This window comes from Bradyrhizobium sp. SZCCHNRI20481, from assembly GCF_032485055.1.
Lineage (GTDB): Bacteria > Pseudomonadota > Alphaproteobacteria > Rhizobiales > Xanthobacteraceae > Bradyrhizobium.
In genome coordinates this window covers 21,393-34,904 of sequence record NZ_JAUEUE010000016.1, presented here as the reverse complement: position 1 = coordinate 34,904, position 13,512 = coordinate 21,393, and the positions used below count along the sequence as shown (strand labels likewise).

Annotated in this window: 14 protein-coding genes; 11 read left to right on the top strand and 3 right to left on the bottom strand. The window is 65.3% G+C overall.

All coding sequences use genetic code 11. The features are described 5' to 3' along the window. Positions 1-17: 17 nt before the first annotated feature. The 5 genes from QX132_RS24585 to QX132_RS24565 all read left to right on the top strand — a co-directional run bounded on the left by QX132_RS24585 (position 18) and on the right by QX132_RS24565 (position 4,638). A complete protein-coding gene (locus tag QX132_RS24585; RefSeq protein ID WP_315778468.1) occupies positions 18-1,478 on the top strand; it encodes a form I ribulose bisphosphate carboxylase large subunit in 1,461 nt (486 codons plus the stop codon). A 74-nt stretch (positions 1,479-1,552) separates the two neighbouring features. After that, positions 1,553-1,969: a ribulose bisphosphate carboxylase small subunit gene (locus tag QX132_RS24580; RefSeq protein WP_315733734.1), complete on the top strand. Its 417-nt coding sequence runs from the start codon at positions 1,553-1,555 to the stop codon at positions 1,967-1,969. A 164-nt stretch (positions 1,970-2,133) separates the two neighbouring features. Next, positions 2,134-3,078, top strand: coding sequence for a CbbX protein (gene cbbX / locus QX132_RS24575; RefSeq protein WP_315735640.1), 945 nt, complete (start codon positions 2,134-2,136; stop codon positions 3,076-3,078). Beyond that, positions 3,075-3,797, top strand: a complete 723-nt coding sequence (locus QX132_RS24570) for an HAD-IA family hydrolase (RefSeq protein ID WP_315733732.1) — start codon at positions 3,075-3,077, stop codon at positions 3,795-3,797. The genes cbbX and QX132_RS24570 overlap by 4 nt, the downstream gene beginning before the upstream one ends. A 148-nt stretch (positions 3,798-3,945) precedes the next feature. Further along, the gene (locus tag QX132_RS24565; protein WP_315813157.1) at positions 3,946-4,638 is read left to right on the top strand and encodes a TetR/AcrR family transcriptional regulator; all 693 of its coding nucleotides are present in this window, start codon (positions 3,946-3,948) and stop codon (positions 4,636-4,638) included. A 9-nt stretch (positions 4,639-4,647) separates the two neighbouring features. Here the strand turns inward: QX132_RS24565 and QX132_RS24560 are convergent, their stop codons facing one another. Together QX132_RS24560 and QX132_RS24555 are read right to left on the bottom strand one after the other, a co-directional pair. Next, on the bottom strand, positions 4,648-5,235 hold the full coding sequence (locus QX132_RS24560) for a PepSY domain-containing protein (protein ID WP_316163101.1): 588 nt from the start codon (positions 5,233-5,235) through the stop codon (positions 4,648-4,650). A gap of 108 nt (positions 5,236-5,343) precedes the next feature. Continuing rightward, on the bottom strand, positions 5,344-6,513 hold the full coding sequence (locus tag QX132_RS24555) for a patatin-like phospholipase family protein (protein WP_316163100.1): 1,170 nt from the start codon (positions 6,511-6,513) through the stop codon (positions 5,344-5,346). Between the two features lie 338 nt (positions 6,514-6,851). On the opposite strand from QX132_RS24555, the gene QX132_RS24550 reads away from it, so the two are divergent. After that, the gene (locus QX132_RS24550; protein WP_410052886.1) at positions 6,852-7,667 is read left to right on the top strand and encodes a lytic transglycosylase domain-containing protein; all 816 of its coding nucleotides are present in this window, start codon (positions 6,852-6,854) and stop codon (positions 7,665-7,667) included. An 87-nt stretch (positions 7,668-7,754) separates the two neighbouring features. Here the strand turns inward: QX132_RS24550 and katG are convergent, their stop codons facing one another. Then, positions 7,755-9,935 carry a catalase/peroxidase HPI gene (katG, locus tag QX132_RS24545; RefSeq protein WP_316163099.1) on the bottom strand — a complete coding sequence of 727 codons (2,181 nt, stop codon included), beginning with the start codon at positions 9,933-9,935 and terminating at the stop codon, positions 7,755-7,757. A gap of 228 nt (positions 9,936-10,163) precedes the next feature. Here katG and QX132_RS24540 point away from each other — a divergent pair, with 228 nt between their 5' ends. The 5 genes from QX132_RS24540 (at position 10,164) to QX132_RS24520 (ending at position 13,200) form a co-directional block, all read left to right on the top strand. Beyond that, complete coding sequence (locus tag QX132_RS24540) at positions 10,164-11,093, top strand: hydrogen peroxide-inducible genes activator (protein ID WP_315798223.1); 930 nt, start codon at positions 10,164-10,166, stop codon at positions 11,091-11,093. Positions 11,094-11,588: 495 nt separating this feature from the next. Continuing rightward, positions 11,589-12,203: a hypothetical protein gene (locus QX132_RS24535; protein ID WP_316163098.1), complete on the top strand. Its 615-nt coding sequence runs from the start codon at positions 11,589-11,591 to the stop codon at positions 12,201-12,203. Beyond that, positions 12,200-12,433, top strand: a complete 234-nt coding sequence (locus QX132_RS24530) for a type II toxin-antitoxin system HicB family antitoxin (protein ID WP_316163097.1) — start codon at positions 12,200-12,202, stop codon at positions 12,431-12,433. Before QX132_RS24535 ends, QX132_RS24530 begins: the two co-directional genes overlap by 4 nt. Positions 12,434-12,476: 43 nt before the next feature. Next, the gene (locus tag QX132_RS24525) at positions 12,477-12,671 is read left to right on the top strand and encodes a hypothetical protein (protein WP_315733718.1); all 195 of its coding nucleotides are present in this window, start codon (positions 12,477-12,479) and stop codon (positions 12,669-12,671) included. Between the two features lie 208 nt (positions 12,672-12,879). Continuing rightward, positions 12,880-13,200: a hypothetical protein gene (locus QX132_RS24520; RefSeq protein ID WP_315733716.1), complete on the top strand. Its 321-nt coding sequence runs from the start codon at positions 12,880-12,882 to the stop codon at positions 13,198-13,200. Positions 13,201-13,512 lie beyond the last annotated feature (312 nt).

The following is a 13,512-nucleotide window of genomic DNA, read 5'->3' as shown; positions in this document are numbered from 1 at the left end:
ACATTCAGGAGGAACACATGAACGACCCATCGATCACGGTGCGCGGCAAGGATCGCTACAAGTCCGGCGTCATGGAATACAAGCGCATGGGCTATTGGGAGCCGTCCTATCAGCCAAAGGACACCGACGTGATCGCGCTGTTCCGCGTCACGCCGCAGGACGGTGTCGATCCGACCGAGGCCTGCGCCGCGGTCGCCGGCGAATCCTCGACCGCGACCTGGACCGTGGTGTGGACCGACCGCCTGACGGCGGCCGAGAAGTACCGCGCCAAGTGCTACCGCGTCGAGCCGGTGCCGGGCTCGCCCGGCAGCTACTTCGCCTATATCGCCTATGACCTCGATCTGTTCGAGCCGGGCTCGATCTCCAACCTGACGGCCTCGATCATCGGCAACGTGTTCGGCTTCAAGCCGCTGAAGGCGCTGCGGCTGGAGGACATGCGGCTGCCGGTTGCCTATGTGAAGACGTTCCAGGGGCCGGCGACCGGCATCGTCGTCGAGCGCGAGCGGCTCGACAAGTTCGGCCGGCCGCTGCTGGGCGCTACCGTCAAGCCGAAGCTCGGCCTGTCCGGCCGCAACTACGGCCGCGTCGTCTACGAGGCGCTGAAGGGCGGGCTCGATTTCACCAAGGACGACGAGAACATCAACTCGCAGCCGTTCATGCACTGGCGCGAGCGCTTCCTGTACTGCATGGAGGCGGTCAACAAGGCGCAGGCGGCCACCGGTGAGATGAAGGGGACTTATCTCAACATTACCGCAGCGACCATGGAAGACATGTATGAGCGCGCCGAGTTCGCCAAGGAGCTCGGGTCATGCGTTGTCATGATCGACCTCGTGATCGGCTACACCGCGATCCAGTCGATGGCGAAGTGGGCTCGCAAGAACGACATGATCCTGCATCTGCATCGTGCAGGACACTCGACCTATACGCGGCAGCGCGCGCACGGCGTGTCGTTCCGCGTCATCGCCAAATGGATGAGGCTTGCCGGCGTCGACCACATCCATGCCGGCACCGTGGTCGGCAAGCTCGAGGGCGACCCGAACACCACACGCGGCTACTACGACATCTGCCGCGAGGACTTTAATCCGATGCGGCTCGAGCACGGCGTGTTCTTCGACCAGAACTGGGCCAGCCTGAACAAGCTGATGCCGGTGGCGTCCGGCGGCATCCATGCCGGCCAGATGCACCAGTTGCTCGACCTGCTCGGCGAGGACGTCGTGCTGCAGTTCGGTGGCGGCACCATCGGCCATCCGCGCGGCATCGCCGCCGGTGCGACCGCCAACCGCGTCGCGCTGGAGGCGATGATCCTCGCCCGCAACGAGGGCCGCGACTACGTGCATGAGGGCCCGGAGATCCTGGCCAAGGCGGCGCAGACCTGCACGCCGCTGCGCGAGGCGCTGGAGATCTGGAAGGACGTCACCTTCAACTACGAATCGACCGACTCGCCGGACTTCGTGCCGACCGTCACGCCCGCCGCCTAGTCATTATTCGATGCGCCGCCGCGACGCGGGCCGGAGCCCGCTCGCCCGCATCAGCCACATCAGGAGACATCAACATGCGCGTGACCCAAGGCTGCTTTTCTTTCCTACCCGATCTGACCGACGAGCAGATCACGGCCCAGATCCAGTATTGCCTCGAGAAGAATTGGGCCGTGAACATCGAGTTCACCGACGATCCGCATCCCCGCAACACCTATTGGGAGATGTGGGGCCTGCCGATGTTCGACCTGCGTGACGCCGCCGGCATCATGCGCGAGCTGGCCGAATGCCGGAAGATCTATGGCGACCGCTACATCCGCATCTCGGCCTTCGACTCCACCCACGGCTGGGAGTCGACCCGGCTGTCCTTCATCGTCAACCGGCCGCAGAACGAGCCGGGCTTCCGGCTCGACCGGCAGGAAACCGTCGGGCGCAATCAGCGTTATTCGACGCGGTCCTACGCGGCCGAGCGCCCCGAAGGCCAGCGTTACTGATCCCTGGCGGGCGGAGGTCGCTGCTGCGCTTGCAGGTCTGCGGCGTGGCAGGGATCTCCGCCCGGAGCGGCCATATCACCTTCTATTTGCCGTTGCTTCGTTGCTGCCAGGTTCGAAGGCACGGCGATCTGATGCGAGCGTCCCGAACGGAGCACGAGCGGATGATGCAGGCCACGCAGGCGGACACCACCCAGGCGACGCCGGTCGATACCGTCGACCTGCGCCGCGAGTTCGAGAGCGTCGATATTGCGCCCGTGCTGGAGCAGCTCGACCGTGAGCTGGTCGGGCTCGCGCCGGTCAAGACGCGGATCCGCGAGATCGCCTCGCTGCTGATGATGGAGCGGATCCGCCGCAAGATGGGGCTGGCGACGACGTTTCCGACCCTGCACATGTCGTTCACCGGCAATCCCGGCACCGGCAAGACCACGGTCGCGCTGCGCATGGCGGGCATCCTGCACCGGCTGGGCTTCGTCCGTCGCGGCCACGTCATCAGTGTCACCCGCGACGATCTCGTCGGCCAATATATCGGCCACACCGCGCCAAAGACCAAGGAAGTGCTGAAGAAGGCGATGGGGGGCGTCCTGTTCATTGACGAGGCCTATTATCTCTACCGTCCCGAGAACGAGCGCGACTACGGCCAGGAGTCGATCGAGATCCTGCTGCAGATCATGGAATCGCAGCGCGAGGACCTCGTGGTCATTCTTGCCGGCTATGCCGACCGGATGGAGAAGTTCTTCCAGAGCAATCCCGGCTTCCGCTCGCGCATCGCCCACCACATCGACTTCCCCGACTATTCGGAAGCCGAGCTACTGACGATCTCCGAGATGATGCTGGAGGGGCAGAATTATCGCTTCACCCCGGAGGCCCGCGCCGCTTTCGAAAAGTACATCGCCGTCCGGCGCACCCAACCGTTGTTCTCGAACGCGCGCTCGATCCGCAACGCGCTGGATCGGATCCGCCTGCGCCAGGCCAACCGGCTGGTGTCGCGGCTCGACCGCGTACTGACGTCCGATGACGTGATGTCGATCGAAGCCAGCGACGTGCTGGCGAGTCGCGTGTTCGCCAAGGGCGCCGACGCAGGCGACGGCAGGGCGGAGGCGCAATCATGAGTCTCGCTTTGGTGATGAACGCGCCGCTCGACGATCTCAGGCGCCGCATCGCCGACGCCGGCGCGCTGATCTTCGATGTCGACGGCACCATGGCCGAGACCGAGGAGATCCATCGCGAGGCCTTCAACGAGGCGTTCGTCGCGGTCGGCATCGACTGGCACTGGGGCCGCCGCATCTACAAGGAGCTGCTGCGCGTCGCCGGCGGCAAGGAGCGCATTCGCGCCTTCGACCAGAGGCGGCGCACGGGGCCGCCGCTGAGCGACGCAGTCATTGCCCGGCTTCATCGCATCAAGACGGAGCGGTTTGCCGCGCTGATGGCCGACAAGGGATGCCCATTGCGTCCGGGCGTCGAAGCACTGCTGGGGGCTGCCTCGGCACGCGGGCAGCGGCTCGCGATCGCGACGACGACCACGCGCGCCAATATCGATGCCCTGCTGGCGCCCGTGTTGGGCGTGGATTGGGAGGCAGGATTTGCCGCCGTCGTGGCGGCCGACGATGTCGCGCGCAAGAAGCCTGCGCCCGATGTCTACCTGGAGGTCTTGTCGCAGCTCGATCTACCCGCGGCCAGTTGCATCGCGATCGAGGACTCCGGTAACGGGTTGATGGCTGCGACCCGCGCCGGCGTTCCCGTGCTGATCACGCGCAGCCTCTACTTTCATGACGACACGTTCGACGGTGCGCTCGCTGTGCTCGACGATCTCGTGGAGTTTGTTGCCTGAGGTATTTTGAGGTGCCTGTGCTGATGCATTGCCGATTATGTACGCCACCATGCGCATAGCCGCGTGGCGTAGTTGTTCTATTGCCGTCTCGACAAGAACGTGTAATCCGTTAACGATATGTCTTCATGTCGAGTCGAGGTCGTTGAGTATGGCCCGCACGCAGGCCAAATTGAAACGTACGGACGTTGCACGCACGGAAGCGTTTCGCGGGCGGGTGGGACGGCCGCCGAAGGCGCTGGCTGGAAACATCGAGGAACGTATTCTGGACGCTGCGCGCGCGGTGTTTCTCGAGCGCGGCTTTGACGGCGCCAGCATCGACGAGATCGCCGAACGCGCTCCCGCCAGCAAGCCGACGATTTATGCCCGATACACCGGCAAGGCCGCCTTGTTTGCCGCCGTCGTCGAGCGCTCCATCAACGACGTGATGAATCTCGGGGCCTACACGCCGGTCGCCGGCACTGCACAGGAAAAGCTGGTTGGACTTGCCATCGCCATCGTCGATCGCGCGCTGAAGGAATCGCTCGGATTGTTACGGGTCACGATCGGGGAGGCCTACCGGTTTCCCGATCTCAGTTGTCAGTTTCATGACGTCTCGCGTAAGCGCGCCACCCATGCCGTGGCGGCGCTGCTCGCCGAGACGATCGGCGTCTCGGCCATGACCGCCCGCCGGACGCCGTCGAAGGCGTCGGCGGCCTCCGCCGAGATCTTCATCGACCTGATCGTCATGCCGGTGATCATGCGCTCGCTGATGGGCGAGAGCGAACGGACGATCCGCAGGGAGCTGCCCGGCTTCGTCCGTGACCGGGTCAAGACTTTCCTGGCGCTGCAGCCGAAGGCCTGAGCAGCGCGATCAGCGCCGCCGCAGCAATGACGGTTCGAGCGTCACCTGCTTGAGATCGTTGCCGCTGACGACGACCACGATGAAGGCGAGCTTGCCGTCCTTGTTCATCAGGCCGCCACTGATCGCCCGGCCGGCCGCCGAGCGCTCGGCGATCCGAATCGCATCCGACATCTTGAGCCGGACCGTGGTGAGGGCGGCCAGGCTGTTACGGTCGCTTTCGCTCAGTCCGTCCACGGTCGAGAACAGCACGCTGTTGCGCACCTTTGCCGTGGTGCCGTCGATGTCGGATTCCCAGATCCGTCCGCGCTGCAGGGTTCGAACCTTGTAGACGGGGGCGTCGAGCCCACCCTCGAAGCTGATGTCCGCGGTCTTGGAGCCAGGATGAATCCTTTCGGCGATTCGCAGCGCCTGGTGCAGTGACACCTCCGTCCGCCTGAACTTGTCGAGCTCGCGATCAATCGTCTCCTGGCTCAGCGCCGGATCGGTGGAGGCTTGCGGATCACCCTCCGTCTGCATGCCGGTGCCGGTTCCGGCGACGGCGTGCGCCAGGGGAGTCCATGACAGCAGGATCAAGGTCAACAGAATGAATCGTTTCATGACGGCCTGCTGTCTCCGATCTCGGTCGGTGCTTGTAGAGCATTCCCTTGGGAAACGGTTGCGATAAAACGAAACTGTATCGTTTTATAATTGTCGGCGGCGCGGTTGTCAAGGTAACGGCGCCGGCGGCGTCTGGGTCCAGAAGCGACCCGAGCGCGCGCCGTCATGGCCGAGGGTGTAGAGCGAGCGCATGTAGTCGGTGTCGAAGCCGACGCCTTGACCTTCGGGGACGGACGGGTCGATCGCCGTCATGTTGAAGGCCAGGCCATTGTGCCGGGCGAACTGATAGGTGGCCGAGAGGTAGCTCCGGATCTCGCGTTTGCTCTTCATGGCCAGCGAGCGGATCGCGATCGCCTTGGCGCTGTTTTCGACCGGCTGGAAATCGGTGGACGTCCGACCGTTCATGATGATGTAGATGGCGGGCCTCGCTGAGGCCATGCGCCGCGATGATTCGGGCTGCATCAACAGACGGTCCGGAAAGGTGAACACCTGGGTCGAGACGCCGCCGTCGACATGCATCTCCTCGATCGGCTTGCCGTCGGAGGAGGCCGCGATCAGCGACGGCGGAAACGCGACGGGAACGCTGGCGGACGCGGTCAGGACCTGCCGGAACAGATCGAGCGCGCGCGGCGTCCGCGCCGAGGCGATCTCACCCATGTTCCACAACACCGGGCGCCCCGCGTCCAGGTCGGTGGTCACGACGAACAGTCTCCGGCCCTTGGCGTGTTCTCTGGCGATCGCCGCGAGCAGGTCCGGCGTCGTGTAGTGGCTGATCGCGTCGCGGAGCGGCTGCCCATCGAACAGGGATGAGCCGAACACGGCGTTGAGCGCGTTGGGGGAGGCCGCGAACGAGCTGGCGAGCCCGCTCGTATACATCTCCTTCAGCGTCGCATCGTAGGCTGGCCCGAGGAAGGCGAACGGCGCGATCAGGGCACCGGTGCTGACGCCCGAGACGATCGTGAATTCGGGACGAGCCCCGCTTTCGCTCCAGCCGTTGAGAACGCCGGCGCCGAATGCGCCGTCGCCGCCGCCGCCGGACAGCGCAAGATAGGCGAAGGGCTTGCCAGGTTGCGGCTGCGGCTTGAACGCGGCGTTGTCGAAGCTCGCGGCCGGCGCATCGGCCCACATCCGGATCGCGCGAAAGCCGTCGATCGTGGCGCGTTTGGCGTCGTTGGCCGAATAGGCCGCGCGCTGAACGGCGGCACAGCCGCCGAGCAGGAGAGCCAGGCTGCAGAACGCGGCCAGACTCCCTGCCGCTCGGATCCAACGCGATCGCACGTCCCACCCATCCGTTCACTAAACGAAACTGTATAGTATTGTTATTGCGATTTGATCAAGCCCGAAGGCGATCGACGCGTATCCGCGGATCACGATTGCGGGAGCTGGATCTTGGAACCTGCACGGCAGCCTGGGCCGATCGTCCTGCTGCTCGTTCACAGGCGGCGCTCGGCGCGTTCATCTGCGGCTCACGCGCCGCCGGCTATGATTTTCTTCCATTTCCGATAGGTTGTCGCCGTTTCAACCAGGGGCGGCCGATATTGCCGCGCAGCGGCGTCCGATGTTCCGACAGGGGCACGATGCAGGCCGCATCGGCGGACGCGACCAGAGGAGTCTGAATGATCAACCGGCGGGCCATGATCATCTTCACGTTCACTGCCGCGACGCTGCTCGCAGCCTGCGGCGGCGTTGCGCAGGCGGCGCAGTGCGGCTCGTCGCCGGCGGGGTTCGAGGCGTGGAAGCGCGAATTCAGCGAGGAGGCGAGGGCGAAGGGCGTCGGCGGCACCGCGATCGCCGCGTTGATGCAGACCAACTACGCCTCGGCGACGGTCGCCGCCGATCGCGGCCAGCGCAGCTTCCAGCTCTCGCTCGATCAGTTCCTCGCCAAGCGCGGGGCTGCGGCGATCGTCGCGCGCGGCCGCCAGCTCAAGCAGTCGCAGGCGGCGATGTTCGCCTCGATCGAGCAGCGCTACGGCGTGCCGCCCGGACCCCTGATCGCGATCTGGGGCATGGAAAGTGCGTTCGGCAGCCAGCGCGGCAATCAGCACATGCTGTCGTCGATCGCGACGCTCGCCTATGACTGCCGCCGTCCGGAATTCTTCACCGACCAGCTCTATGCCGCGCTCAAGCTGATCGACCGCGGCGTGCTGTCGGGCAACACCCGCGGCTCGATGCATGGCGAGGTCGGGCAGACGCAGTTCATGCCGAAGAACATCCTCGCCTATGGCACCGGCAATCTCGACGTCGCCGCCAACGCGCTGGCTTCCACCGCCAACTTCCTGCGCGCCAATGGCTGGAAGGCGGGCGCCGGCTATCAGCCGGGCGAGCCGAACTTCGTGGCGATCGAGGCCTGGAACGCCGCGGGCGTCTACCAGAAGGCGATCGCGCTGATGGGCCGCCAGATCGACGGCGGCGGCTCGGCCGCGGAGCGGTAGTCGTCATCTCGCGCGCACGGATGCACACAAGAAAGCGGCGCTTCATCACTGAAGCGCCGCTTCGTCTTGGTCAGTCGGCTGATCGCCTCAGGCCTTCAGCTCGAACCGGTCCAGGTTCATCACCTTGGTCCAGGCGGCGACGAAGTCCTTGACGAACTTCTGCTTGGCATCCGAGCTCGCATAGACCTCGGCGAGCGCCCGCAGCTGCGAGTGCGAGCCGAAGATCAGGTCGGCGCGGGTGGCCGTCCACTTGATCGCGCCGGACTTGCGGTCACGGCCCTCGAAGGTGTGCTCGCCCTGATCGACCGGCCGCCACACCACGCCCATGTCGAGCAGGTTGGCGAAGAAGTCGTTCGTGAGCGTCTCCGTCTGGGCGGTGAACACGCCATGCTTGGAGCCGCCTGCGTTGGCGCCGAGCACGCGCAGGCCGCCGACCAGAACGGTCATCTCCGGCGCGGTCAGCGTCAGCAGCTGGGCCTTGTCGACCAGCAGCTCCTCGCCCGACAGCCACTGCTTGCCGCTGAGATAGTTGCGGAAGCCGTCATAGGTCGGCTCGAGCACCGCGAACGACTCGACGTCGGTCTGCTCCTGCGAGGCATCGGTGCGGCCGGGCACGAACGGCACGGTCACCTCGACGCCGGCCTTCTTGGCCGCCGCTTCGATGCCGGCATTGCCGGCCAGCACGATCAGGTCGGCGAGCGACACCTTCTTGCCGCCGGTGGCCTGCGCGTTGAACTCCTTCTGGATGCCCTCGAGCGTCGAGAGCACCTTGGCGAGCTCGGCCGGGTTGTTGACCGCCCAGTCCTTCTGCGGAGCGAGACGAATGCGCGCGCCATTGGCGCCGCCGCGCTTGTCCGAGCCGCGGAAGGTCGAGGCCGAGGCCCAGGCCGTCGACACCAGTTGCGACACCGACAGGCCAGAGGCAAGGATCTTCGCCTTGAGCGACGCGACGTCGTTGTCGTCCACGAGCGGATGGTCGACCGGCGGCACCGGATCCTGCCAGATCAGATCCTCCTTCGGCACCAGCGGGCCGAGGTAGCGCACCTTCGGACCCATGTCGCGGTGGGTCAGCTTGAACCAGGCGCGGGCGAAAGCATCGGCGAACTGATCCGGGTTCTCCATGAACCGGCGCGAGATCTTCTCGTAGGCCGGATCGAAGCGCAGCGCGAGGTCGGTGGTCAGCATCGACGGCGCGTGGCGCTTGGACTTGTCATGCGCATCCGGCACGGTGTTGGCGCCGGCGCCATGCTTCGGCTTCCACTGGTGCGCGCCGGCCGGGCTCTTGGTCAGCTCCCATTCATAGCCGAACAGATTCCAGAAGAAGTTGTTGCTCCACTTGGTCGGCGTCGTCGTCCAGATCACTTCGATGCCGGAGGTGATGGTATCGCCGCCCTTGCCGGAGCCGTACTTGCTGGCCCAGCCGAGACCCTGCTGCGCGATGTCGGCGCCTTCCGGCTCGGCCCCGACCAGCGACGCATCACCCGCGCCGTGGGTCTTGCCGAAGGTGTGACCGCCGGCGATCAGCGCCACCGTCTCTTCGTCGTTCATCGCCATGCGGGCGAAGGTCTCGCGGATGTCGCGCGCGGCAGCCAGCGGATCGGGATTGCCGTTCGGGCCTTCCGGGTTGACGTAGATGAGGCCCATCTGCACGGCAGCGAGCGAGCCTGCGAGCTCGCGGTCGCCGCTGTAGCGCTCGTCGGCGAGCCACTTGCCCTCGGGGCCCCAATAGATGTCCTGCTCGGGCTCCCAGGTATCGGCGCGACCACCGCCGAAGCCGAAGGTCTTGAAGCCCATCGATTCCAGCGCAACGTTGCCGGTCAGCACGAACAGGTCGGCCCAGGAGATCTTCTGGCCGTACTTCTGCTTGATCGGCCACAGTAGGCGGCGCGCCTTGTCGAGGTTGGCGTTGTCCGGCCAGCTGTTCAGCGGCGCAAAACGCTGCTGACCAGTGCCGGCGCCGCCACGGCCATCGCCGATGCGATAGGTGCCGGCGGCGTGCCAGGCCATGCGGATGAACAGCGGACCGTAATGGCCGAAATCGGCCGGCCACCAGTCCTGCGAATCCGTCATCAGCGCGTGCAGATCCTTGACCAGCGCGTCGAGATCGAGGCTCTTGAATTCCTTGGAGTAATCGAACGCCTCGCCGAGCGGATCGGAGAGGTTCGAGTGCTGATGCAGGACCGACAGATTGAGCTGGTTCGGCCACCAATCCTTGTTCGAAAATCCCTTCAAGCCGCCCGAGAACGGGCACTTGCTGACGTCATCCATGTTTGCCTCCTGACGTGATCGTCATGGTTCCCCCCTGGGGTGGGAGCCGGGACCCTACGCGGCTACTTCGATCAGGGGAAATTGAGATTGATGATCATAACGATAAGATTATCTGATGAATGTGGTGTGACGCTGTCCAAACGCATATGGACGCGGTGCGTTACCTCCGCATCTCAAGATTGTGGTCAGGAAAATTGACTTCGCGGCGCTGATCGATAAGATAATCTGATGATACATTTGACGATGCGGCAGCTTCGCTATTTCGACGCGCTGGCGCGTCTGGGGCATTTCGGCCGCGCCGCCGAGGCCTGCGCGATCTCGCAGCCGGCGCTGTCGATGCAGATCAAGGAGATGGAGGAGGCGCTCGGCGGCGTGCTGCTGGAGCGCAACGCCCGCCAGGTCGTGCTGACCCGGTTCGGCGAGCAGCTCGCCGAGCGCGTGCGCGAGATCCTGCGCTCGGTCGATGAGCTCGGCGACTTCGCCCGCGCCTCGCGCGACAAGCTCACCGGCCGGCTCCGGCTCGGCATGATCCCGACGATTGCGCCTTATCTGCTGCCCAAGGTGATCGGGAACCTGACGCGCAAACATCCCGAGATCGACATCCACGTCCGCGAGTCCAAGACGCCGACCTTGATCGAGGAGCTGGTCGAGGGCCGCCTCGATGCCGCCATCGTCGCGCTGCCGGTCTCGGAGCCGTCGCTGACTGAGGTCGCGCTGTTCGCGGAGAACTTCCTGCTGGTGCGGCCGCCGGAATATGAAGGCGCGGCGGTGCCGAGCAGCGAGATGCTGCGCGAGATGCGGCTGCTGTTGCTGGAGGAGGGGCACTGCTTTCGCGACCAGGCGCTGTCGTTCTGCAACATGCAGGCGCCGCGCGAGATGCTCGATGCCTCCTCGCTGTCGACCCTGGTGCAGATGGTGGGCGCCGGCATGGGCGTGACGTTGATTCCGGAGATGGCGGTCGGCGTCGAGACGCGCTCGGCGTCGGTGTCGCTGGCGCGCTTCGCCGATCCGCAGCCGCAGCGCACGGTCGGCATGGTCTGGCGCAAGACCAGCCCGCTCGCCAAGCAACTGATGCAGATTTCCGAGATCGTCGGCAGCGCGGCCCAGGGTCTGCGCAAGCAGGCCGCGGCCGGGCAGGGCCGCAAGCGGCGAGGGTGAGCGCAGACGTCGTGCGTTTCTCCCGGAACGTTCCGCGATGCGGAGATTTGTCCGTCTCCTGCCGGAGAAGGAGAACGGGCGGCTGCAGCTCTCTACGGCTATGTCGGCGTCGGCTACGGGCCGTACTACGGTCGTCCATACGAGGCCCGTCCATATTGGCGGCACCGCTATGACGGTTGGGTGGTCATTGGCGCGGCCCGTGGTGGTGAGATCGGCCGATTGATCCTCTGACACGAGGTCGTCTGCGCGCCAGATCGCGCTGGCGATCTGGCGTGACGGCTAGCCGGCTGACGAGACCTCCCCTGCGCCCCGCTGGCGTCGTGATGGCCCCTGATGTCCTGCTTTCCCATGGCATAAGTCTTGTATCGATCTCCGCGAGCGGTTGAACGTCCGACGCGCATGCGGTGTGGCGATGCCGTCGGATTGTGATCTCGGTCGGTCGGTTCGCCGCTCGCGCGGCTTGCTGGTCGAGATCGCGTGCCTGGAGAACGGTCCATGTCTGAGCCGCGCAATGCCCGGGAGCTCTGGGCCGCTACGATTATCGATTGGCTCATCGAGAACGCGAGCCTCAGGCGGGAGCGCGTCGACCTCGCGCGGAAGTTCACCCAGGAGCCCTACAATCTAAGCGTCGTCAGGGTCCTGACCATGATGGACGAACTCGTTGCGCGCCACAATGCAGCGAGCGGCGCCAGCCTCGTGCTGTCGCAGAACTGGCGCCTGGCGCATCGCAGCGACACGGTCGGTGACTTCATCGTGGCTTTCCTGCAACTGGTACTTCCCGAGGGGCGCGGCGCCACAACGGACGACGCCGCGAGGGACAACGGCGTAGCGACGTCCGGCGACGCGTCGGAAAGCCGACAGGGCCGGACGCAGTCGCGCCGCATCGATGCGCTGCGGGCTAGTCCGGGCGGCGACTGGAAGCCGGTCGATTTCGAGATCATCGCCTCGCAATACGCGATCAAGTTTCGCAAGATCACCGGCACCCACGAGGTGTTCCTGCATCCCGCGGTCCCGAATTGCGTGACGATCCCGCTGAAGGCGAGGATCAGGCCGCCGCATGTCCGGGCCTTCGTGGCGATGATCGACGGAATGGACGAGGCGACGCGATGAGCGATTCCCGCGTCTATGCCCATGAGGTCACGGCGCTCGGCGCCGAGGATGGCGGCGGCTTTCTCGTCACCTTCCCCGACATTCCCGGGGTCATCGGCATCGGCGCCCACGCCGAGGAGGCGGTTGCCGACGGTCAGCAGGCGCTGTTGGCATGTCTCGACGCGCTCAAGGCCGTCGATCGCGGGCCGCCGGTCCCGGCCGCGGCGCGAGCTGCCGTGCCGCTGGCGTGATTCTTGATGTGAGGTCCGGGACGCCAATGCGACGGGAGACAGCATGCCATTGACAGAGGACGCCATCCAGGTCGGCAAGTGCTACAAGACGAAGATCGCCGAGAGCTACAAGGTGCTGTCGATCACGCGCGGCATCGTCACCTATCAGACGCTGACCTCGCCCTTGCGCATCAACACCGGCATCAAGGCGTTTGCCGACGCCGTCTACAAGGAGATCAACTGTCCGCGGCAGGGTTAGCGATCCGGCGGCGGCCGTATCGTGCGGACCGGGGGCAGGCGGCAGGCTCGGGGCGAACAGAGAGCGCATCACCTCTCCTCCGTCATTGCGAGGAGTGTCAGCGACGAAGCAATCCAGACTGCCTCTACGGAAAGACTCTGGATTGCGTCGCTGCGCTCGCAATGACGTGGAGAAGGCTCGCCTTTGTTCACGCGCTGCGGAGGTAGGAATGAAAGTCGAACAGCGCGATGACGGCGTGCTGGCCGTCGTCGACGAGGAAGGCCGCGTCTGGGCGCAATGCGCGCGGTCCTCGCAACATGCCGATGAGACGGATTACGTGATCGAGGGGCCCCTCAGTGGATTCGTCTATGAGGACGGCACGTTCACGGCGGACAGCGAGCAGGCCTTCCGCGCCTGGCTCGCCGACCGCCTGATCAGCGACGAGATCTTCCATGTGAAGGACAGGGAGACCGCGTTGGCTCTGTGCCGGCGTATCGCGATCGCGGCCCGCGAGATCCTGAAGGACAAAGCAGGCCCGGCTCATTGTTGAGTGTCCCTGCGTTCCGCGGCGCGATCGCAGATCGCGATCCGGGCCTCAGCCGAGGTCCGGCCTTCCTCGCGCGCTCTCCTCATTCAGAGGGACATGATCGATGCACGACCTGGGCGCAGTGCGCCGCGCGGGATGAGCGGCAAGGTATCGATCGGCTTCGTCGATTTTGCTGCGTTCTCGTTCGATTTCGATTGAGTTCGTTGCGGTTTGTTCGGATCGTTTCTGGTGCGAGACTGGTGCGGCCCGTCGGGGGCAACATCCTCTCTAGGCTGAAACAGGGGTTCGATTCCGCAGGTACACAATGCATTTTCC

Coding starts and splice junctions, on each gene's coding strand:
- QX132_RS24550 (WP_410052886.1), top strand. CDS start 6,852: ATGATCAACCGGCGGGCCATGATCATCTTCACGTTCACTGCCGCGACG.
- QX132_RS24580 (WP_315733734.1), top strand. CDS start 1,553: ATGCGCGTGACCCAAGGCTGCTTTTCTTTCCTACCCGATCTGACCGAC.
- QX132_RS24560 (WP_316163101.1), bottom strand. CDS start 5,235: ATGAAACGATTCATTCTGTTGACCTTGATCCTGCTGTCATGGACTCCC.
- QX132_RS24565 (WP_315813157.1), top strand. CDS start 3,946: ATGGCCCGCACGCAGGCCAAATTGAAACGTACGGACGTTGCACGCACG.
- QX132_RS24570 (WP_315733732.1), top strand. CDS start 3,075: ATGAGTCTCGCTTTGGTGATGAACGCGCCGCTCGACGATCTCAGGCGC.
- QX132_RS24540 (WP_315798223.1), top strand. CDS start 10,164: ATGATACATTTGACGATGCGGCAGCTTCGCTATTTCGACGCGCTGGCG.
- katG (WP_316163099.1), bottom strand. CDS start 9,935: ATGGATGACGTCAGCAAGTGCCCGTTCTCGGGCGGCTTGAAGGGATTT.
- QX132_RS24520 (WP_315733716.1), top strand. CDS start 12,880: ATGAAAGTCGAACAGCGCGATGACGGCGTGCTGGCCGTCGTCGACGAG.
- cbbX (WP_315735640.1), top strand. CDS start 2,134: ATGCAGGCCACGCAGGCGGACACCACCCAGGCGACGCCGGTCGATACC.
- QX132_RS24530 (WP_316163097.1), top strand. CDS start 12,200: ATGAGCGATTCCCGCGTCTATGCCCATGAGGTCACGGCGCTCGGCGCC.
- QX132_RS24585 (WP_315778468.1), top strand. CDS start 18: ATGAACGACCCATCGATCACGGTGCGCGGCAAGGATCGCTACAAGTCC.
- QX132_RS24535 (WP_316163098.1), top strand. CDS start 11,589: ATGTCTGAGCCGCGCAATGCCCGGGAGCTCTGGGCCGCTACGATTATC.
- QX132_RS24525 (WP_315733718.1), top strand. CDS start 12,477: ATGCCATTGACAGAGGACGCCATCCAGGTCGGCAAGTGCTACAAGACG.